Source organism: Bradyrhizobium sp. USDA 4472, from assembly GCF_054058595.1.
In genome coordinates, this window is record NZ_JBSSAM010000001.1 from 3180038 (window position 1) to 3199136 (window position 19099).

Below are 19099 nucleotides of genomic sequence, written 5' to 3' on the forward strand. Positions count from 1 at the left end.
TGTTCACATTGGCGAATTCCACTCGGCCCCGAAACGCGCTAGTGGAGGGGCGGGGGCATGCGCGAGGCCGGCGGTGAGGGCTCGTTGAATGCCTGTGCGTCGTCCGCCTGTTCGCCGGCCGCTGAAGCGTTGTTCGAGGTCTAGATGCTGGAAGCCATACGCAGAGCGATGACGTTTCTGCGCCACAAGCAAATCCTGCACAAGCTTGGAGTTGTGACCAGCGTCGCGGTCATCGGGATCGCTTGCTATGTGCTCTACCACATGCTCCGCGGCATCGACAAAAACGAGGTGATCGAGGCGATCAAGAGCACCGAGCCGCGCCAGATTGCGATGGCGGCCTTGTTCGTTGCCGCGGGGTATTTCACGCTGACCTTCTACGATCTGTTCGCGGTCCGCGCGATCGGCCATTCCCATGTGCCTTATCGCATCAACGCGCTCGCGGCCTTCACCAGCTATTCGATCGGCCACAATGTCGGCGCCAGCGTCTTCACCGGTGGCGCGGTGCGCTACCGCATCTATTCTGCGAGCGGGTTGAACGCGATCGACGTCGCAAAAATCTGCTTCCTGGCCGGCCTCACCTTCTGGCTCGGCAATGCCGCCGTGCTCGGCCTCGGCATCTCCTATCATCCGGAGGCCGCCGCCGCGATCGACCAGCTGCCGCCCTGGCTCAACAGGATGATCGCGATGATGATCATCGTGGCGCTGGTTGGTTATGTGGTCTGGGTCTGGACGCAGCCCCGGGTGGTCGGGCGCGGCCCCTGGACCGTGGTGTTGCCGGGCGGCCCGCTGACCCTGCTCCAGATCGCGATCGGCATCATCGATCTCGGCTTCTGCGCGCTCGCGATGTACGTGCTGGTCCCCGACGAGCCCAACCTCGGCTTCGTCGTGGTCGCGGTCATCTTCGTCTCGGCGACGCTGCTCGGCTTTGCCAGCCATTCGCCCGGCGGACTCGGGGTGTTCGACGCCGCCATGCTGGTAGGTCTCTGGCAGATGGACCGCGAGGAGCTGCTGGGCGGCATGCTGCTGTTCCGGGTGCTCTATTATCTGTCGCCCTTCGTCATCTCTGTAATCTTGCTGACGTTTCGCGAAGTTATCATCGGTGCGCGGTCCAAGCGCTTGCAGCAGGCGGCGCTCAAGCTCGACCCCGGTCCGGCACCCAAAGCCGCCTATGTGAGAGAGCGTCGCGACGGCAGCGGCGCCTGACCGGCGCAACAAGGAGAAGCCCGCCCCGATGGCGATCGACGCTCCCTCGTCTCCTCCCGCGCAGCCTTGGTCCGACCGGTTGCGGCATTCGACCGTCATCCTGATTGCCGCGGCGCTGGCGTTGTCGGTGGTGGTCTCGCTCGGCGAATTGTCGGCGATCCGGGCCGTGGCGGTGTTCCTGTGCATCGCGGCTGCCGCGCTGATCCCCTGGCGGCTGCATGATGCCGCAACCTCGCGCGACGACGTCAGGCGGGTCAATCCGGTCGAAAGCGCGGCCGTGGCCGCCGTCGTCGCGGGCATGCCTGATCCTGCCGTGCTGCTCGACCGCGCCGGCCGCGTCATCCACCTCAATGCCGCCGCCGCCCAGCTCGCGCCGGCGCTGCGCAAGAACGAGCTGGCCCAGTTCGCGCTGCGCTCGCCGGAGATCATCACCGCGCTGCGCGAATCCATTGCGACCACCGAGCCGCGGCGCGCGACCTATCTCGACCACGTGCCCGTCGATCGCTGGATGGAACTGATCATCACCCCGGTGCCGGTGCCGACAAATTTCGGCGGCGCCGACAAGTGCATGCTGATGACGTTCCACGACCAGACGCCGTTGCGCCGGGTCGAGGAGATGCGGGCCGACTTCGTCGCCAATGCCAGCCACGAATTGCGCACGCCGCTCGCGGCGCTGTCCGGCTTCATCGATACGCTGCAGGGCCAGGCCAAGGACGATCCCAAGGCGCGCGAGCGCTTCCTCGGCATCATGCACAATCAGGCGACCCGCATGGCGCGCCTCATCGACGATCTCTTGTCGCTGTCGCGGGTGGAGCTGTCGGCCCATGTGCGGCCCGACACCCTGGTCGATCTGCTGCCGATCATCTTCCAGGTCGCCGATGGGCTCGAGCCGCTGGCGCGGGAACGTCAGGTCGAGGTCGAGACCCATCTGCCTGAGACCCCGGTCATGATCGCCGGCGACCGGGAGGAGTTGCTCCGCCTGTTCGAGAATCTGATCGAGAACGCGCTCAAATACGGCGCCTCCGGCGGGCGCGTCATCGTGTCGCTGACCGCTCCCTCGGGCACCGATGGAACGCAGGAAATCCGGGTCACGGTCCGCGACTTCGGCCCCGGCATCGCGCCCGAGCACCTGCCGCGCCTGACCGAGCGGTTCTATCGGGTCGATGTCGGCGACAGCCGCTTGCAGGGCGGAACAGGACTGGGACTATCCCTGGTGAAACACATTCTAAATCGTCACCGCGGCCGTCTTTTGATCGAAAGTGTGCCCAAACAGGGCGCCACTTTCACCGCCTGTTTTCCCCAGGCCAAGACTTTCGTCTAGACAAGAAAATCGAGCGATTTCAATTGCTTGATGGTGTCATCCGACTGTCATGAAAGCTTCGTAAAAGCTCAGCCGACCGCTCCTAAAGGGGCGGCGCGGGGAGCGCGATCGGGCGCTGATGGGCGCTTCGCTCCCCTGTATGGAGACCAGCATGAAATTCATCAAAACGATCGTCGCTGCCGGCTTGGTCGCCGCAACGACGACGACGGCCTTCGCCGCCGACATCACCGGTGCCGGCTCGACCTTCATTTTCCCCGTCCTCTCCAAATGGGCTGATGCCTACAAGAAGGACACGGGCAATGGCGTGAACTACCAGTCGATCGGTTCTGGCGCCGGCATCAAGCAGATCCAGGCCAAGACCGTGACCTTCGGCGCGACCGACGCTCCCTTGAAGGCGGATCAGCTCCAGAAGGACGGCTTCGCTCAGTGGCCGATGGTCATGGGCGGCATCGTTCCGGTCGTGAACGTTGAAGGCGTGAAGGCCGGCGATCTCGTGCTCGACGGCGCCACCCTCGCCGACATCTTCGTCGGCAAGATCACCAAGTGGGACGACGCTGCGATCAAGAAGCTGAACCCGGGTGCCAAGCTGCCGTCGGAAGCGATCTCGGTCGTTCACCGCGCGGACGGCTCCGGTACCACCTTCAACTTCACCAACTACCTCTCCAAGGCCAGCGCCGACTGGAAGAGCAAGGTCGGTGAAGGCACCGCCGTCGAGTGGCCCGTTGGCGTCGGCGCCAAGGGCAACGAGGGCGTTGCCGGAAACATTGCCCAGACCAGGAACTCGATCGGCTATGTCGAATACGCCTATGCCAAGCAGAACAAGCTGACCTACACCAAGATGGTCAACAAGGCCGGCAAGACCGTCGACCCGACCAACGAGTCGTTCCAGGCTGCCGCGTCCAACGCCGACTGGACCAGCGCTCCGGGGTACTACCTGATCCTCACCGACCAGCCTGGCGACAAGTCCTGGCCGATCGTCGCGACGACCTTCGTGCTGATGCACAAGGAAGCGACCGACAAGGCCGCGTCGCAGGAAGCGCTGAAGTTCTTCCAGTTCGCCTTTGAAAAGGGTGCGAAGTCTGCGGAGGAACTCGACTACATCCCGATGCCCGAGAACGTCGTGAAGCTGATCGAGAAGACCTGGTCAGCCGACATCAAGAGCTAAGCTCTTTGCTCTCGGAGGCAGTGCGGCCTCCTGCGGCCGCATTGCCGACGTGACGACTTTTCTGCCCCGGATAGGCCTCGTGCCGAGTCTGGGGCACGAGACCATCAAAAGCGTATATGACTTGGCACAGGGGATCGGCGTGGCAGAAATGGCCGTTCAGAGCGATGTAATCGACGACGCCGGACCATACGATCGCGCCAAGGCTTTGAGCGCGTTCAAGCTCGGCGATGTCACCTTCTACTGGATTACGCGGCTCAGCGCGATTTCGGTGCTTCTCATTCTCGGCGGCATCATCGTTTCGCTGATCATCGGCGCCGTCCCGGCGATGAAGGAGTACGGCTTCGCGTTCCTGTGGACGCAGCGCTGGGCGCCCTCGGCGGATCCGCCCGTGCTCGGCGCGCTCGGACCGATGTACGGCACGCTCGTCACCTCCTTCATAGCGATGCTGATCGCCATTCCGGTCGGTCTCGGCATTGCGATCTTCCTGACCGAGCTCTGCCCGCAATGGCTGCGCCGGCCAATCGGCATGGCGATCGAGCTGCTCGCCGGCATTCCCTCGATCATCTACGGCATGTGGGGCTTCTTCGTGCTGGGCCCGTTCCTGGCCAACACCTTCCAGCCCTTCATGATCAAGATCTTCGATGGCGTCCCCGTGCTCGGCGCGATCTTCGCAGGTCCGCCGTCCTATCTCAGCCTGTTCAACGCCGCGCTGATCCTCGCGATCATGGTGCTGCCATTCATCACATCGATCTCGGTCGACGTGTTCAAGACGGTGCCTCCGGTGCTGAAGGAAGCTGCCTATGGAGTCGGCTGCACCACCTGGGAAGTGGTGCGCAGCGTGGTAATTCCCTATACCCGCGTCGGCATCATCGGCGGCGTCATGCTGGCGCTGGGCCGCGCGCTCGGCGAGACCATGGCGGTCACCTTCATCATCGGCAACTCGTTCCGCATCTCGTCGTCGATCTTCGCGCCGGGCACGACGATCTCGGCGGCGATCGCCTCCGAATTCGCCGAGAGCGACGGGCTGCACCAGTCCGGCCTGATCCTGCTCGGCCTGCTGCTGTTCGTGCTGACGTTCTTCGTGCTCGCGGGCGCCCGGCTGATGCTGCTGCGTCTGGAAAGGAAGGCGGGGAAGTAACATGAACCCGATTTATGCACGCCGCCGCCGCAAGGACATCGTCGTCCGCACGCTCTGCATCGCCGCCGCCGCCTTCGGCGTGACCTGGCTCGCGCTGATCCTGATGACGCTGCTTTACAACGGGTTGGCGGGCCTCAACCTCGAACTGTTCGTCGCCGACACGCCGCCGCCGGGCTCGACCGAAGGCGGCCTGCGCAACGCCATCGTGGGTTCGCTGATCATGACCGTGATCGGCGTCGGCATCGGCGCGCCGCTCGGCCTGTTCGCCGGCACCTATCTCGCCGAGTACGGTCGCAACGACAAGCTGACCTCGGTGATCCGCTTCATCAACGACATCCTGCTGTCGGCGCCCTCGATCATCATCGGCCTGTTCATCTATGGCGCCGTGGTGGTGCCGATGCGCGGCTTCTCGGCGATCGCAGGCTCGCTCGCTTTGGCCGTCATCGTGATCCCGGTGGTGCTGCGTACGACCGAGGACATGCTGCTGCTGGTGCCGAACGCGCTGCGTGAAGCGGCCTCGGCGCTCGGCCTGCCGCGCTCGCTGGTGATCAAGCGGATCGCCTATCGCGCGGCCCGCTCGGGTCTCATTACCGGCGTGCTGCTCGCGACCGCCCGTGTCGCCGGCGAGACCGCGCCATTGCTCTTCACCGCGCTGTCGAACCAGTTCTTCAGCCTCGGCCTGAACAAGACGATGGCGAACCTGCCCGTGACGATCAACAACTTCGTCCAGAGCCCCTATGCCTATTGGAAGCAACTCGCCTGGAGCGGTGCGCTGCTGATTACGTTGACCGTGCTTGCCCTGAACATTGGCGCGCGCATTCTTGGCGCCGAGAGGACCGCAAAATGAGTGACCTTTCCGTATCGATGAGCGCCTCCGGCGGGCTCCCGCATGCCCAGCAGCCGCTGCCCGAAGCTCCGGCGAAGGTGACAGTGCGCAATCTCAACTTCTATTACGGCGAGCACCACGCGCTGAAGAACATCAATCTGGCGCTCGGCACCAACCGCGTCACGGCCTTCATCGGCCCGTCGGGCTGCGGCAAGTCGACCCTGCTGCGCATCTTCAACCGGATGTACGACCTCTATCCCGGCCAGCGCGTCACCGGCCAGCTGATGCTCGACCAGACCAACATCCTCGATCCCGGGCTGGACCTCAATCTGTTGCGCGCGCGCGTCGGCATGGTGTTCCAGAAGCCGACGCCGTTTCCGATGACGATCTACGAGAACATCGCCTTCGGCATCCGTCTCTACGAGAAGATCCCGAAGTCCGAGATGGACGACCGCGTCGAGAAGGCGCTGCGCGGCGGCGCGCTGTGGAACGAGGTCAAGGACAAGCTCAATGCATCCGGCCTCTCGCTCTCCGGCGGCCAGCAGCAGCGTCTCTGCATCGCGCGCACCGTCGCCGTGCGGCCCGAGGTGATCCTGTTCGACGAGCCCTGCTCGGCGCTCGACCCGATCTCGACCGCCAAGGTCGAGGAGCTGATCCAGGAACTGTCCGAGAATTACACGATCGCGATCGTCACCCACAACATGCAGCAGGCGGCGCGCGTCTCCGACAAGACCGCCTTCATGTATCTCGGCGAGTTGATCGAGTTCGACGACACCAGCAAGATCTTCACGTCGCCGACCGACCGGCGCACGCAGGATTACATTACCGGCCGGTTCGGCTGAGGAGACAGGACATGGGTTCTGAACATACCGCAAAGGCTTTCGATACCGACCTCCAGGAGCTCACCCGGTCGGTCGCGGAAATGGGCGGCCTCGCCGAGCGGATGATCGTCGATTCCGTCGACGCGCTGATCCGTCGCGACGTCGCGCTCGGCCAGCGCGTGGTCATCACCGACGCCGAGATCGACGCGCTTCAAAGGCGGATCGAGGAGCACGCCGTGCTCACCATCGCCCGCCGCCAGCCGATGGCGATCGATCTGCGCGAGATCGTCGGCGCCATGCGCGTCGCGACCGATCTCGAGCGGATCGGCGACCTCGCCAAGAACATGGGCAAACGCGTCGCGGCGCTTGAGACGGATTTCCATCCGCTCAAGCTGTTCCGTGGCCTCGAGCACATGACCGACCTCGTGCAGCAACAGGTCAAGTCGGTGCTGGATGCCTATGCCGCGCATGATCTGCCGGCGGCGATGGTGGTGTGGAAGGGCGACGAGGAGGTCGACGCCATCTGCACCTCGCTGTTCCGCGAGCTCCTCACCTACATGATGGAGGATCCGCGCAACATCTCGTTCTGCATCCATCTGATGTTCTGCGCCAAGAACATCGAGCGGATCGGCGACCACGCCACCAACATTGCCGAGACCGTGTTCTACATGATCGAAGGCCAGGCCATCACCGACAAGCGACCGAAGGGCGACATGACGACCTTCGCAACCACCGTCCCCAACACCTGAATCCTCAAGGAGCGACGACCCCATGGGCGCACGCATTATGGTGGTTGAAGACGAAGAAGCTCTCACCGAGCTGCTTCGCTACAATCTCGAAGGCGACGGTTATGACGTTGAGACGGTGATGCGCGGCGACGACGCCGACACCCGTCTCAAGGAGCACATTCCCGATCTGATCGTGCTCGACTGGATGCTGCCGGGCCTGTCCGGTATCGAGCTGTGCCGCCGGTTGCGGACGCGGTCCGACACCAAGCAGCTGCCGATCATCATGCTCACCGCGCGCGGCGAGGAGAGCGAGCGGGTGCGCGGCCTCGCCACCGGCGCCGACGATTACATCGTCAAGCCGTTCTCCGTGCCTGAGCTGTTGGCGCGGGTGAAAGGACTGCTGCGGCGTGCAAGCCCCGAGCGGCTCGCAACCGTGCTGGCTTTCGGCGACATCGAGCTCGACCGCGAAAAGCGTCGCGTGGCGCGCTCGGGCCGGCCGATCGACCTCGGCCCGACCGAATATCGCCTGCTGGAGTTCTTCCTGGAGCATCCCGGCCGCGTGTTCTCGCGCGAGCAGTTGCTCGACAGCGTCTGGGGCCGCGACATCTACATCGACGAGCGGACCGTCGACGTGCATATCGGCCGCCTGCGCAAGCTCCTCAATCTCGGCCGCGAGCAGGACCCGATCCGCACCGTCCGTGGCGCCGGCTACGCGCTCGACGACCGCTTCGCGAAGGCCGAGCAGGCCTGAGCACGGTGACATGCAAGCAAAATAAAAAGCGCGCCCTGGGGCGCGCTTTTTTATGTCTCGATCGTCGCAGGTACCGGGACGCTGTCGTCTGGAGCCATGCTCAGCGCGGACCCGGCTTCGCCGGCGCGCGGCGACGATCGGCCGCCGGCTGATACGCGACCCGCGAGTGCTGGGCGCAATAGGGCAGGCCGGAGAGCGCCTTGCCGCCGCAGAAGAAGAAGTCCGCGCTCGAGGGATCGCCGACCGGCCAGTGGCAGGTGGCCTCGTTCAATTCGAGCAGCGACAGCCGCTGGCTCATCGGCACCACGTTGTCGAAGGTCACAGGTTCAGCCTCGACCTCGACCTCGAAGGCCTGGGCGAGTGCGGTGTTGCCCCGCGAGATCGGGCGGCTCACGCGCATCATGTGCTGCGCGGGACGCGCCTTGCGCGGCCGGGGAGCTGCCGAAGACGGGCTCTTGGCGCGGCCGGACAGGCCGAGCCTGTGTACCTTGCCGATCACGGCGTTGCGGGTGACATTCCCAAGCTCAGCGGCAATCTGGCTGGCCGAAAGTCCGGCCTCCCAGAGCTTTTTCAGCTGTTCGACGCGATCGTCGGACCAGGTCAAAACGGTCATGGCACCCTTTCCTTCACCGCGCGCCGCCATCTGCGGGGCCGCACGACGAATGCGTAAGCTTCGAAAAACCCGTGCCGCCAGAATCCCTTAAGGCTCGCCGGGCGCAATCAGACGCCCGAACGTTTACGCCGGTACAAGAGGACTTTTGGGATCAGAACCGCTGCACGAGATGTCGTATCTGACAAGCCGAACGCTACAATATGGCGTGACTCACGCGCAAGAGTCCGGCGACTCGCTTCCACATGTTCCGTGGCGAATATCCCGCAAAATCGCCACCGCAAGACTACGGATTCAGCATGTCGCGAGGCGTTCGGGCGGCATTGACACCCGTTTCACCAGGCCTAAAATGGTGACGCGTGCCGCCCTTAAAAGGCGGCACGTTTCGTTTTCAGGCTGGTCAATGGTGCGTTGCGCAATGCACGCCCACACCGTCCGCAACATTCAAGTGGCCGTCATGACTAACAGCGCAGCGCCGCATTTGCTCCCCGTTTTCGCCAGGGCCGATCTCGGTTTTGAGCGCGGTGAAGGCGTTTGGTTGATCGCAACCAATGGCGATCGGTATCTCGATTTCACCTCGGGCGTCGCCGTGAATGCGCTCGGACATGCCCATCCCGCGCTGGTCAAGGCGCTGCAGGAGCAGGCCACCAAGCTCTGGCACATGTCGAACCTGTTCCAGAGCCCGGATGGCGAGAAGCTCGCCGCGCGTCTGTGCAACGAGAGTTTTGCCGACTTCGTGTTCTTCTGTAATTCCGGCGCCGAGGCGCTGGAGGGCGTGATCAAGCTGGTCCGCCATCATCACTTCTCCAAGGGCCATCCCGAGCGCTATCGCATCGTCACCTTCGAAGGCGCTTTCCATGGCCGCACGCTGGCGACGCTGGCCGCGACCGGATCGGCAAAATATCTCGAAGGCTTCGGGCCGCCGATGGACGGTTTCGACCAGGTGCCGCATGGCGACATCGAGGCCGTGAAGAAGGCGATCGGGCCACACACCGCCGGCATCCTGATCGAGCCGATCCAGGGTGAGGGCGGCGTGCGCTCTGCGACACCGTCTTTCCTCAAGGCGCTGCGTCAGCTCTGCGACGAGAAGGGCTTGCTGCTCGCCTTCGACGAGGTGCAGACCGGCATGGGCCGCACCGGCGACCTGTTTGCCCATCGGCGCACCGGCGTCACGCCTGACGTGATGTCGCTCGCCAAGGCGCTCGGCGGTGGCTTCCCGATCGGCGCGGTGCTGGCAACGGGTGATGCAGCCTCCGGCATGGGACCCGGCTCGCACGGCTCGACCTTCGGCGGCAATCCGCTGGCGATCGCAGCTGCAAACGCCGTGCTCGACGTCATGCTCAAGCCCGGCTTCTTCGACCACGTGCAGAAGATGTCGCTGCTCCTGAAGCAGAAACTCGCTTCCGTGATCGACCGTCACCCCGATATCCTCAGCGAAGTCCGCGGCGAGGGGCTCTTGATCGGCATCAAGGCCGTGGTGCCCTCAGGCGATCTGGTTGCGGCCTTGCGCAACGAAAAACTGCTCACCGTCGGCGCCGGCGACAATGTCGTACGCTTCCTGCCGCCGCTGATCGTCACCGAAGCCGAGATCGAGGACAGCGTCGCCAGGCTCGAACGCGCCTGCACGGCGCTGTCGGGTAACAAGCGGGCGGCAAGCTGATGAGCAAGAGTCCCAAGCACTTCCTCGATATCAACGAGCTGCCGCTGTCCGAGCTCAAGAGCATGCTCGCGGCTTCTTCCGCCATGAAGGCGAAGCAGAAGGCGCACCAGCCGGTCAAGCCGCTCGAAGGCAAGACGCTGGCGATGATCTTCGAGCGCCCCTCGACCCGCACCCGCGTCTCATTCGATGTCGCCATGCGCCAGCTCGGCGGCGAACCCATCATGCTCACCGGTGCCGAGATGCAACTCGGCCGCGGCGAGACCATTGCCGACACCGCGCGCGTGCTGTCGCGCTATGTCGACGCCATCATGATCCGCATCCTCAATCACGAGGCCCTGCTGGAACTCGCGGCGAACGCGACCGTGCCCGTCATCAACGGCCTGACGCGGCGCTCGCACCCGTGCCAGGTGATGGCCGACCTCATGACCTATGAGGAGCATCGCGGCCCGATCGAAGGTCGTACAGTGGCCTGGACCGGCGACGACAACAATGTGCTGGCGTCCTGGGCCCACGCCGCCGAGCGCTTCAAGTTCCAGCTCAATGTCGCGACGCCGCCCGAGCTCGCGCCGAAAAAGGCGATGCGCGACTTCATCAAGACCACGGGTGCGCCGATCGTGCTCGGCACCGATCCCGAGGCCGCGGTCAAGGGCGCCGATTGTGTCGTCACCGACACCTGGGTGTCGATGGGCGACAAGGAAGGCGAGCACCGCCACAACGTGCTCAAGCCCTACCAGGTCAATTCCAAGCTGATGTCACTGGCCAAGCCCGACGCGCTGTTCATGCACTGCCTGCCGGCCCATCGCGGCGAGGAGGTCACCGACGAGGTGATCGACGGCCCGCAATCGGTCGTGTTCGACGAGGCCGAAAACCGCCTGCATGCGCAGAAGGGCATTTTGGCCTGGTGCTTTGACGCGGTGAAGTGATCCTTCTCATGGGCCCGGTGGTCACTCCGGGCTACGCAGGCCGTCGTTCCGAGGGGCGCCGGAATGCGGGCGTGCCTCTTTCATTTCGCATAGACCGACCCCAGATAGAGCGCCATGGTTTCCCAATCTCCTGACATAAAAACCGGGCCCGAAGGCCCGGTTCGCGCGCCATCAGCGGTTCCGATCGATGACGCCGTGCTGCCCTACGAGGTCGACGCGCTCGATGTGCGCGGCCGCCTGGTGCGGCTTGGTCCCGCGCTCGACGAGATCCTGACCAAGCACGATTATCCGGCACCCGTAGGCAAGCTGCTCGGCGAGGCCATCGTGCTGACGACCCTGCTCGGCTCGGCGCTCAAATTCGAAGGCCGCTTCATCCTTCAGGCCCAAACCGACGGCCCGGTGTCTTTCCTCGTGGTCGACTATCAGGCGCCCGATCGTCTGCGCGCCTATGCGCGCTTCGATGCCGAGCGCCTCGGCAATGCCAAGGATTCCGGGACGCTGCTGGGCCGCGGCCACCTCGCCATGACTATTGACCAGGGGCCCGACATGAGCCGCTACCAGGGTCTGGTCGCGCTCGACGGCGGCAGCCTGGAAGATGCCGCACACGAATATTTCCTGCGCTCCGAGCAGATCCCGACGCGCGTGCGTCTCGCGGTCGGCGAGGAGTGGCGCTCGAGCGACGGCGGCAAGCATCGCTGGCGCGCCGGCGGACTGCTGATGCAATTCCTGCCGAAGGCACCGGAGCGCGCGCGGCAGGCGGATTTGCATCCTGGCGATGCGCCCGAGGGCCTTGAGGTGCATAGCGTTGCCGAAGACGATGCCTGGGTCGAAGCCCGCTCGCTGATCGAGACGGTCGAGGACGTCGAGCTGATCGACCCCGATCTGTCCGGCGAGCGGCTGCTCTACCGCCTCTTCCACGAGCGCGGCGTGCGCGTGTTCAAGCCAATGGTCCTGAAAGCGCAATGCTCCTGCTCGCGCGACGCGGTTGCGTCGATGCTGAAGAGCTTTTCAGCGGACGACCGCTCCGCCATGGTCAAGGACGACAAGGTCGTCGTGACCTGCGAGTTCTGCTCGTCGGTGTACGAGTTCACGCCTGATGAAGCGGGCGTGGAAGACGCGTAGGTGTCGGCCCCGTAGGTGGATCAGCGAAGCGTAATCCAGCTCTTTTGTTTCTGTCAGCGGTGGATTGCGCCTTTCGGCCAATCCACCCGACGGAGCCTGCGCTGGGAGGCTAATTCAACACCCGCTTGTTGTCAGGGCTGTCCAGCGAGAACGTCGGCACGTCGATCTCGAAACGTTCGCCGCTTGCGCTGACCATCTGGTAGCGGCCGGTCATGAAGCCGGAGGCGGTCGTGAGCGGGACGCCGGAGGTGTATTCGAAGCGCTCGCCGGGGGCTAGCGTCGGCTGCTCACCGATCACTCCCTCGCCCCGGACCTCCTGCTGGCGCCCGGTGGCGTCAGTGATGATCCAGTGCCGCGTGCGCAGTTGCACCGTCTCATTGCCGGTGTTCGTGATGACGATGGTGTAGGACCAGAAATAGCGGGAGCGCTCGGCCGAGGACTCCCCCGGCACGAAATTGGGCTCGACGGTTACTTCGATCTGGCGGGTCACGGCGCGGTACATGGCTGCCATCATAACGAAAACCCCGCCGGGAACCAAACGCCGCAGGCGGTCCCGGCGACATCGTCCCGCCAGAATTCACGAGGAATTAGGCCCTGATGTGATCCAGCCGCTTTGCGAGGCGGCGACAGGACCGGTACACTCCCATACGTCGCGATTTGCGGAAGGGTTTTTGGCCCCGATGACCATTGCCGATCAAGTGACGGGATCGACGATCGCGGGAACTGCAGGAGCCAAACCTGTGGAGGCCAAGCCGCGCGTTACTGCGCCAGCCATCACGCTGCCTGCCATCGGCGAGCGCGAGCTCAGGCTTGACCTGTTCCGGGGTCTCGCGCTGTGGCTCATCTTCATCGACCATCTTCCGCCGAATCTGCTGACCTGGTTCACGATCCGCAACTACGGCTTCAGCGACGCGACCGAGATCTTCATCTTCATCTCCGGCTACACCGCCGCCTTCGTCTACGGCCGCGCGATGCTGGAGAATGGTTTCGTCGTCGCCACCGCGCGCATTCTGCGGCGTGTCTGGCAGATCTATGTTGCTCACGTATTCCTGTTCACGATCTTCCTCGCCGAAATCTCCTACGTCGCGACCAGCTTCGAGAACCCGCTCTATACCGAAGAGATGGGCATCATGGATTTCCTCAAGCAGCCCGACATCACCATCGTGCAGGCGCTGCTGCTGCGCTTCCGTCCCGTCAACATGGACGTGCTGCCGCTCTACATCGTCTTGATGCTGGCGCTACCACTGATCCTGTGGTCGATGAAGCGGCGGCCCGACGTCACGCTCGCGCTCTCGGCCGTGCTCTACGCGGTGACCTGGGAATTCGACCTGTTCTTCTCCGCCTATCCGAACGGCTTCTGGGCCTTCAATCCGCTCGCCTGGCAATTGCTGTTCGTGTTCGGAGCATGGTGCGCGCTCGGAGGTGCACGACGCATGTCGCGCATTCTGGCATCACCCGTGACGATGTGGATCTCGATCGCCTACATCGTGGCGGCGTTCTACGTGACGCTGACCTGGTACGTGCCGCAGCTCTCGCACTTCATGCCGAAGCGCCTCGAGCAGTGGATGTATCCGATCGACAAGACCGACCTCGACGTATTGCGCTTCACGCATTTTTTGGCGCTGGCCGCGCTCACCGTACGCTTCCTGCCGCGGGAGTGGCCGGGCCTTAGATCGCCGTGGTTGCGGCCGCTGATCCTGTGCGGCCAGCATTCGCTGGAGATATTCTGCCTCGGCGTCTTCCTGGCCTTCGCCGGTCACTTTATCTTGGCCGAGGTCGCCGGGGGGCCAGCCATGCATGCGCTGATTAGTCTCTCCGGAATCCTGATCATGTGGGCGGTGGCCTGGGTCATTTCGTGGTACAAGCGCGTGGCTGACAAGAGCGGTGCGAAAACCAAAAACGCCGCCGGCAATGCCGATCTGGCGGGAGGGGGCTGATGAAGGCGAGGGTTTTCCTAAGCCTGATCCTGCTATGCGGCGGCCTCGCCGCGCCTTCGGCGCGCGCGGGCGATGCTGTGCCTGCCGCGCCTGCCGCCTGCGAACTGCCGCCTTATCTCCTTGCCACCGACAGTCAGCTCCACAAGGTCGCGGACACCGTGAAAACAGGCAAGCCGCTCGAGATCCTCGTCATCGGCAGCCGCTCCACCACCATTCCGGCCCAGGAGGACAGTTCCTATCCGGCGCGGATGCAGGCCATTTTGAAGGAGAAGCTGGCGCCTGCAGAGACCGTGCACGTCTCCGTAGAAATACAGAGCAAGAAGACAGCGGAGGAGGCCGCGGGTACCTTCGTTAAGCTCATGGAAGCCAAAGCTCCTACTTTGGTCATCTGGCAGACCGGAACGGTGGATGCTATCCGATCGATCGATCCCGACGAATTTCGTGGCGCCGTGACCGAAGGGGTCGCTGCGTTGCAAAATGCAGGGGCTGACGTCGTCTTGATGAATTTGCAATATAGCCCGCGTACCGAAACCATGATCTCGGCGCCGCCCTATCTCGACAATATGCGGGTGGTGGCGCAGGAGCATGATGTCCCGCTGTTCGACCGTTTCGCGATCATGCGGCAGTGGAATGACCAGGGTCAGTTCGACCTGTTCAGCCCTTCCCGCGGCCCTGAACTGGCGAAGCAGGTCCATGATTGCCTGGGCCGGGCATTGGCGCAATTTGTGATCGACGCTGCCCATCTGGCGCCGGCCCAGCAGCAAAATTGAGGTCTAGCGTTAATGAGTTCTCTCCGCCCTTTTGCCCTTTCGACATGGCTGACCGCGCCCGCGGCGGTGGCGCTGCTGATGCTGACGCCCGTGCTGCAGGCGCCTGCTCACGCGCAAGCGGCCGAGGCGACGTCCGCGCCGCAGCAGGCCGCTAATCCCGCATCCGCATCGCCGTCTCAGACCACGGTCGCTGCGGCCAGCCAGCCCGCAGGCGAGCAGCGCGGGCTCACGTCGCGCGCGATCGACAAGGTGAAGCAGGTCGCCAAATCCGCCGGCGACATTTTTAGTCGTGTGCCCTGTTTGTCGCCGAAGGGCGGCGCCAATCCCATGGGCTCGCTGCCGCATGTCGCCAACAAGCTCATTGCCGGCAAGCCCGTCGTGATCGTCGCGTTCGGCTCGTCCTCGACGGCCGGCTACGGCGCGAGCTCGCCCGACTACAACTATCCGAACCGCCTCGCCGGGCAGCTCCACCGGCAATATCCGACTGCCGACATCACCGTCATCAATGCCGGTGTGGGCGGCGAGGATGCGCCCGAGATGATGAAGCGCCTCCAGACGCAAGTCATCGATGTGCATCCGGACCTGGTGATCTGGCAGGTCGGCACCAACGCCGTGCTGCGCAATCTCGATCCCGGCGACACTGCGAAAATGGTCGAGGACGGCGTCGCCCGCATCCAGGCCGCCGGCGATGCCGACGTCGTGCTGGTCGACCCGCAATATTCACCGCGCGTCACCGAGCGTCCCGAGAGCGCAAGCAAGATGGTGAAGCTGCTCGGCAAGGTCGCTCAGCTCCGTCACGTCGGCATCTTCCCGCGCTTCGAGGTGATGCGCGAGTGGCACGAGAAGCAGGCGCTTCCGGTCGAGAGCTTCGTCATCGCCGACGGCCTGCATATGAACGATTGGGGCTACGCCTGCTTCGCGCAGTTGCTGGGCGATGACATCATCCGCTCGGTCGGCCAGATCAAGTTAGGGGTGAACGTGCCCGCGGACGTGCGGACGTATCGGCCGATGTAGAGGCGAGTAGGGAATGGCGAGTAGCGAACAGGGATTGATCCATTCGCCACTCACCATTCGCCATTCGGCCCTCACGCCGTCTCCAGCGCCGCCGTCAAATCCTCGACCAGGTCATCCGCGTGCTCGAGCCCGGCCGAGAAGCGAATGAATCCCTCGCCGATGCCGAGCTCGGCGCGCACCTCCGGCTTCAGCCGCTGATGCGTTGTCGTCGCCGGATGCGTGACGAGGCTCTTGGCGTCGCCGAGATTGTTCGAGATCTTTGCGAGCTTCAGCTCGTTGAGCACGCGGAACGCAGCCGCCTTGCCGCCCTTCACCTCGAAGCCGACCAGCGTCGAGCCGCCGCGCATCTGCTTCTTCACCAGCGCCGCCTGCGGATGATCCTCGCGGCCGGGATAGACCAGCCGCGCGATCTTCGGATGGCTCGCCAGCACGTCGGCGATGCGCGCCGCGGTGTCGGTCTGCGCACGCACGCGCACGCCTAACGTCTCGAGGCCCTTGAGCAGGACCCAGGCATTGAACGGCGAGATCGACGGGCCGGTCTGGCGCATGAAATTGTGGATGTGCTCGGCGATGAAGGCTTCCGAGGCCAGGATGATGCCGCCGAGACAGCGACCCTGGCCGTCGATGTGCTTGGTCGCGGAGTAGACGACGACGTCGGCGCCGAGCGCGAGCGGGCTCTGCCAGATCGGCGTCGCGAACACGTTGTCGACCACGAGCCGCGCGCCGCCACTATGCGCGATCTCGGCTATCGAGGGAATGTCGAGCACGTCGAGTGTCGGGTTGGTCGGGCTCTCCAGGAAGAACGTCTTGGTATTGGGCTTGAGCGCGCGCTGCCATTCGTCGAGATTGGCGCCGTCGACCAGCGTGGTCTCGATGCCGTAGCGCGGCAACAAATCCTGAATGACGTAGAGGCATGAGCCGAACAGTGCGCGGGAGGCCACGACGTGATCGCCGGCCTTGAGCGGCGCCAGGATTGCCGTCGTCACCGCTGCCATGCCTGTTGCCGCCGAGCGCGCGGCTTCGGCGCCTTCGAGCTCGATCATGCGGCGCTCGAACATCGCAATCGTCGGATTGGAATAGCGCGAATAGATGAAGCCGGGGTCCTCGCCCTTGAACCGCGCCTCGCACTCCTCGGCGCTGCTGTAGACATAGCCCTGGGTCAGGAACAGCGCCTCCGACGTCTCGCCATATTGCGAGCGCAGCGTGCCGGAATGGACCAGGCGGGTTTCGGGGCGGTAGTTGGCAGGCGACTTCGACATAGGACCCTCCGATATGACCGTTGAGCGAAAACGGTCACAAAAAAACCGGCCTGGATATCTCCACGGGCCGGGATCACAGAGGTCCCCGGCCTGTTTAGCGACTTATTTAACGTGGCTGCAAGCCGGCCGGCTCAAATCACCACGGGATAAGTGATGCTCATATTCCGCAATGCCCTTTTCGTCAAGGCGTCCATCGGATAGCCGTAAAAGGCTGGTATTTCCCGCATGTCCGGATGCATTTGACCCCCGATGAGGACCCACGGTTGACGTTCACGGTTGCCGCCGACGCCAATGGTATCCTGCCCGACCGCATGATCGCGGCGATGGCGGAAGCGGGCCTCATCCTGCCCGCATATGATTTCGTCGAAAGCCAGATCCAGCCGGCGAGCCTCGATCTGCGTCTCGGCGACATCGCCTACCGCGTGCGTGCGAGCTTCCTGCCCGGCCCCGGCGCCACCGTCGCGGAGCGCATCGACCAGCTGAAGCTGCATGAATTCAGCCTCGCTGACGGCGCGGTGCTCGAGACCAACTGCGTCTACATCGTGCCGCTGCTGGAAAGCCTCGCGCTGCCGCCGGAGATCGTTGCGGCCGCCAATCCGAAAAGCTCGACCGGGCGGCTCGATGTCTTCACCCGCGTGATCGCCGACGGCACCCGCCGTTTCGACATGATCGGCGCCGGCTATCACGGCCCGCTCTATGCCGAGATCAGCCCGAAGACGTTTCCGGTCCTGGTGCGTGAGGGTTCGCGCCTGTCGCAGGTGCGCTTCCGCACCGGTGACGCCATCCTCAACGCCGACGAACTCGATGGCTTGCACGCCACCGAGCGTCTCGTCGACATCGACGATGCCGATCTCACCGGCGGCGTTGCCGTCTCGGTCGATCTCTCCGGCGAGAACGGCAGTGGCTTCGTCGGCTACCGTGCCAAGCGCCACACCGGCGTCGTCGACGTCGATCGTCGCTCCGGCTATGCAGTGGAAGATTTCTGGGAGCCGATCTCGGCCCGTCCCGACGGCAGCCTGATCCTCGATCCCGGCGAGTTCTACATCCTCGCCTCGAAGGAAGCCGTGCAGGTCCCGCCCGATTACGCCGCGGAGATGGTGCCGTTCGACCCCCTGGTCGGCGAATTCCGCGTGCACTATGCCGGATTCTTCGATCCGGGCTTCGGCTATGCCGGCGCCGGCGGGCAAGGCGCACGCGCCGTGCTCGAGGTGCGCTCGCGCGAGGTGCCGTTCATCCTCGAGCACGGCCAGATCGTCGGCCGTCTCGTCTACGAGAAGATGCTGGCGCGCCCGGACGCGATGTACGGCCAGCGCATCGGTTCCAACTACCAGGCGCAGGGCCTCAAACTTTCGAAGCATTTCCGGGTGTAGCCCGATCCTGTAGCCCGGATGGCGCGAAGCGAAATCCGGGCCGCGAGGTGGCGAAATGATCGATCGACTCGACGCGAACATCCTCGACGACGTTGCCGACGCGCTCATCTATTCGGATCGCTCCGGCACGATCACGCGCTGGAATCGCGCATCCACGGCGCTGTTCGGCTTCTCGGCCGACGAGGCACTGGGTCAGAATCTCGATCTGATCATCCCCGAGCATCTGCGCGCCGCGCATTGGAAGGGCTTCGAGGCCGCGCTCGCCGGCGGTGCGATGAAGCTTGCGGGCAGGCCGACGCTGACCCGCGCGCTGCATAAGAGCGGACGCAAGCTCTACATCGAAATGACTTTTGCCTTGGTGCGTGATGCCGGTGGCGCCGTCCAGGGATCGGTCGCGATGGCACGTGATGTCACCGAGCGCGTCGAACGCGAGCGGGCGGCCAAAGCTGCGCACAATTAGGGCCTCGCAAGCTTCGTGATG

19 protein-coding genes and 1 riboswitch are annotated in these 19099 nt (G+C 64.2%); of the genes, 16 read left to right on the forward strand and 3 right to left on the reverse strand.

Annotated elements, in window-relative coordinates:
- The first annotated feature begins 144 nt into the window (after positions 1-144).
- The 8 genes from ACVWZ4_RS14575 to phoB all read left to right on the forward strand — a co-directional run bounded on the left by ACVWZ4_RS14575 (position 145) and on the right by phoB (position 7953).
- Entirely contained in the window at positions 145-1203 is a 1059-nt protein-coding gene (locus tag ACVWZ4_RS14575) for a UPF0104 family protein (protein WP_456700090.1), read from the forward strand.
- Positions 1204-1231: 28 nt separating this feature from the next.
- Positions 1232-2524: an ATP-binding protein gene (locus ACVWZ4_RS14580; protein WP_456700089.1), complete on the forward strand. Its 1293-nt coding sequence runs from the start codon at positions 1232-1234 to the stop codon at positions 2522-2524.
- Positions 2525-2675: 151 nt separating this feature from the next.
- The gene (gene pstS / locus ACVWZ4_RS14585; RefSeq protein WP_456700088.1) at positions 2676-3689 is read left to right on the forward strand and encodes a phosphate ABC transporter substrate-binding protein PstS; all 1014 of its coding nucleotides are present in this window, start codon (positions 2676-2678) and stop codon (positions 3687-3689) included.
- 148 nt (positions 3690-3837) lie between these two features.
- Positions 3838-4827, forward strand: coding sequence for a phosphate ABC transporter permease subunit PstC (pstC, locus tag ACVWZ4_RS14590; RefSeq protein WP_456705098.1), 990 nt, complete (start codon positions 3838-3840; stop codon positions 4825-4827).
- Between the two features lies 1 nt (position 4828).
- Positions 4829-5674 carry a phosphate ABC transporter permease PstA gene (gene pstA / locus ACVWZ4_RS14595; RefSeq protein WP_456740614.1) on the forward strand — a complete coding sequence of 282 codons (846 nt, stop codon included), beginning with the start codon at positions 4829-4831 and terminating at the stop codon, positions 5672-5674.
- Positions 5671-6495, forward strand: coding sequence for a phosphate ABC transporter ATP-binding protein PstB (gene pstB / locus ACVWZ4_RS14600; protein WP_456700086.1), 825 nt, complete (start codon positions 5671-5673; stop codon positions 6493-6495). Before pstA ends, pstB begins: the two co-directional genes overlap by 4 nt.
- 11 nt (positions 6496-6506) lie before the next feature.
- Positions 6507-7223 (forward strand): phosphate signaling complex protein PhoU, encoded by a 717-nt coding sequence (gene phoU / locus ACVWZ4_RS14605; protein WP_456700085.1) that lies wholly within the window; start codon positions 6507-6509, stop codon positions 7221-7223.
- A 22-nt stretch (positions 7224-7245) separates the two neighbouring features.
- Positions 7246-7953, forward strand: a complete 708-nt coding sequence (phoB, locus tag ACVWZ4_RS14610) for a phosphate regulon transcriptional regulator PhoB (RefSeq protein WP_254134943.1) — start codon at positions 7246-7248, stop codon at positions 7951-7953.
- A gap of 100 nt (positions 7954-8053) precedes the next feature.
- On the opposite strand, the gene ACVWZ4_RS14615 is transcribed toward phoB, so the two are convergent.
- Positions 8054-8566 carry a GcrA family cell cycle regulator gene (locus ACVWZ4_RS14615; RefSeq protein ID WP_456700084.1) on the reverse strand — a complete coding sequence of 171 codons (513 nt, stop codon included), beginning with the start codon at positions 8564-8566 and terminating at the stop codon, positions 8054-8056.
- Between the two features lie 454 nt (positions 8567-9020).
- Here ACVWZ4_RS14615 and ACVWZ4_RS14620 point away from each other — a divergent pair, with 454 nt between their 5' ends.
- The 3 genes from ACVWZ4_RS14620 to ACVWZ4_RS14630 all read left to right on the forward strand — a co-directional run bounded on the left by ACVWZ4_RS14620 (position 9021) and on the right by ACVWZ4_RS14630 (position 12268).
- On the forward strand, positions 9021-10223 hold the full coding sequence (locus tag ACVWZ4_RS14620) for an acetylornithine transaminase (protein ID WP_456737024.1): 1203 nt from the start codon (positions 9021-9023) through the stop codon (positions 10221-10223).
- On the forward strand, positions 10223-11146 hold the full coding sequence (gene argF / locus ACVWZ4_RS14625) for an ornithine carbamoyltransferase (RefSeq protein ID WP_456700082.1): 924 nt from the start codon (positions 10223-10225) through the stop codon (positions 11144-11146). Before ACVWZ4_RS14620 ends, argF begins: the two co-directional genes overlap by 1 nt.
- Before the next feature lie 114 nt (positions 11147-11260).
- The gene (locus ACVWZ4_RS14630; RefSeq protein WP_456740615.1) at positions 11261-12268 is read left to right on the forward strand and encodes an Hsp33 family molecular chaperone; all 1008 of its coding nucleotides are present in this window, start codon (positions 11261-11263) and stop codon (positions 12266-12268) included.
- Positions 12269-12377: 109 nt separating this feature from the next.
- Here the strand turns inward: ACVWZ4_RS14630 and apaG are convergent, their stop codons facing one another.
- Complete coding sequence (gene apaG, locus ACVWZ4_RS14635; RefSeq protein WP_456700080.1) at positions 12378-12770, reverse strand: Co2+/Mg2+ efflux protein ApaG; 393 nt, start codon at positions 12768-12770, stop codon at positions 12378-12380.
- Positions 12771-12948: 178 nt separating this feature from the next.
- On the opposite strand from apaG, the gene ACVWZ4_RS14640 reads away from it, so the two are divergent.
- The 3 genes from ACVWZ4_RS14640 to ACVWZ4_RS14650 are packed head-to-tail and all read left to right on the forward strand — an operon-like array spanning position 12949 to position 15989.
- Positions 12949-14205 carry an OpgC domain-containing protein gene (locus tag ACVWZ4_RS14640; RefSeq protein ID WP_456700079.1) on the forward strand — a complete coding sequence of 419 codons (1257 nt, stop codon included), beginning with the start codon at positions 12949-12951 and terminating at the stop codon, positions 14203-14205.
- Positions 14205-14975: an SGNH/GDSL hydrolase family protein gene (locus tag ACVWZ4_RS14645; RefSeq protein ID WP_456700078.1), complete on the forward strand. Its 771-nt coding sequence runs from the start codon at positions 14205-14207 to the stop codon at positions 14973-14975. The genes ACVWZ4_RS14640 and ACVWZ4_RS14645 overlap by 1 nt, the downstream gene beginning before the upstream one ends.
- Before the next feature lie 12 nt (positions 14976-14987).
- Positions 14988-15989 carry an SGNH/GDSL hydrolase family protein gene (locus tag ACVWZ4_RS14650; RefSeq protein WP_456700077.1) on the forward strand — a complete coding sequence of 334 codons (1002 nt, stop codon included), beginning with the start codon at positions 14988-14990 and terminating at the stop codon, positions 15987-15989.
- 71 nt (positions 15990-16060) lie between these two features.
- Here ACVWZ4_RS14650 and ACVWZ4_RS14655 read toward each other — a convergent pair whose 3' ends face one another.
- Positions 16061-17248, reverse strand: a complete 1188-nt coding sequence (locus ACVWZ4_RS14655) for an O-succinylhomoserine sulfhydrylase (RefSeq protein WP_456740616.1) — start codon at positions 17246-17248, stop codon at positions 16061-16063.
- Between the two features lie 73 nt (positions 17249-17321).
- A riboswitch (SAM riboswitch) is annotated at positions 17322-17401 on the reverse strand.
- Between the two features lie 80 nt (positions 17402-17481).
- Between ACVWZ4_RS14655 and ACVWZ4_RS14660 the strand changes: the two genes are divergently transcribed.
- Together ACVWZ4_RS14660 and ACVWZ4_RS14665 are read left to right on the forward strand one after the other, a co-directional pair.
- A complete protein-coding gene (locus ACVWZ4_RS14660) occupies positions 17482-18618 on the forward strand; it encodes a 2'-deoxycytidine 5'-triphosphate deaminase (RefSeq protein ID WP_456700075.1) in 1137 nt (378 codons plus the stop codon).
- 55 nt (positions 18619-18673) lie between these two features.
- Positions 18674-19078 (forward strand): PAS domain S-box protein, encoded by a 405-nt coding sequence (locus ACVWZ4_RS14665; protein ID WP_456700074.1) that lies wholly within the window; start codon positions 18674-18676, stop codon positions 19076-19078.
- Positions 19079-19099: the final 21 nt, after the last annotated feature.

What these genes read in the sequence shown, in the direction of transcription:
- pstA (WP_456740614.1), top strand. Translation starts at nt 4,829, where the DNA reads ATGAACCCGATTTATGCACGCCGCCGCCGCAAGGACATCGTCGTCCGC.
- ACVWZ4_RS14575 (WP_456700090.1), top strand. Translation starts at nt 145, where the DNA reads ATGCTGGAAGCCATACGCAGAGCGATGACGTTTCTGCGCCACAAGCAA.
- pstC (WP_456705098.1), top strand. Translation starts at nt 3,838, where the DNA reads ATGGCCGTTCAGAGCGATGTAATCGACGACGCCGGACCATACGATCGC.
- ACVWZ4_RS14620 (WP_456737024.1), top strand. Translation starts at nt 9,021, where the DNA reads ATGACTAACAGCGCAGCGCCGCATTTGCTCCCCGTTTTCGCCAGGGCC.
- phoU (WP_456700085.1), top strand. Translation starts at nt 6,507, where the DNA reads ATGGGTTCTGAACATACCGCAAAGGCTTTCGATACCGACCTCCAGGAG.
- apaG (WP_456700080.1), bottom strand. Translation starts at nt 12,770, where the DNA reads ATGTACCGCGCCGTGACCCGCCAGATCGAAGTAACCGTCGAGCCCAAT.
- ACVWZ4_RS14660 (WP_456700075.1), top strand. Translation starts at nt 17,482, where the DNA reads ATGCATTTGACCCCCGATGAGGACCCACGGTTGACGTTCACGGTTGCC.
- ACVWZ4_RS14615 (WP_456700084.1), bottom strand. Translation starts at nt 8,566, where the DNA reads ATGACCGTTTTGACCTGGTCCGACGATCGCGTCGAACAGCTGAAAAAG.
- pstS (WP_456700088.1), top strand. Translation starts at nt 2,676, where the DNA reads ATGAAATTCATCAAAACGATCGTCGCTGCCGGCTTGGTCGCCGCAACG.
- ACVWZ4_RS14580 (WP_456700089.1), top strand. Translation starts at nt 1,232, where the DNA reads ATGGCGATCGACGCTCCCTCGTCTCCTCCCGCGCAGCCTTGGTCCGAC.
- pstB (WP_456700086.1), top strand. Translation starts at nt 5,671, where the DNA reads ATGAGTGACCTTTCCGTATCGATGAGCGCCTCCGGCGGGCTCCCGCAT.
- ACVWZ4_RS14630 (WP_456740615.1), top strand. Translation starts at nt 11,261, where the DNA reads ATGGTTTCCCAATCTCCTGACATAAAAACCGGGCCCGAAGGCCCGGTT.
- argF (WP_456700082.1), top strand. Translation starts at nt 10,223, where the DNA reads ATGAGCAAGAGTCCCAAGCACTTCCTCGATATCAACGAGCTGCCGCTG.
- ACVWZ4_RS14640 (WP_456700079.1), top strand. Translation starts at nt 12,949, where the DNA reads ATGACCATTGCCGATCAAGTGACGGGATCGACGATCGCGGGAACTGCA.
- ACVWZ4_RS14645 (WP_456700078.1), top strand. Translation starts at nt 14,205, where the DNA reads ATGAAGGCGAGGGTTTTCCTAAGCCTGATCCTGCTATGCGGCGGCCTC.
- ACVWZ4_RS14665 (WP_456700074.1), top strand. Translation starts at nt 18,674, where the DNA reads ATGATCGATCGACTCGACGCGAACATCCTCGACGACGTTGCCGACGCG.
- ACVWZ4_RS14655 (WP_456740616.1), bottom strand. Translation starts at nt 17,248, where the DNA reads ATGTCGAAGTCGCCTGCCAACTACCGCCCCGAAACCCGCCTGGTCCAT.
- ACVWZ4_RS14650 (WP_456700077.1), top strand. Translation starts at nt 14,988, where the DNA reads ATGAGTTCTCTCCGCCCTTTTGCCCTTTCGACATGGCTGACCGCGCCC.
- phoB (WP_254134943.1), top strand. Translation starts at nt 7,246, where the DNA reads ATGGGCGCACGCATTATGGTGGTTGAAGACGAAGAAGCTCTCACCGAG.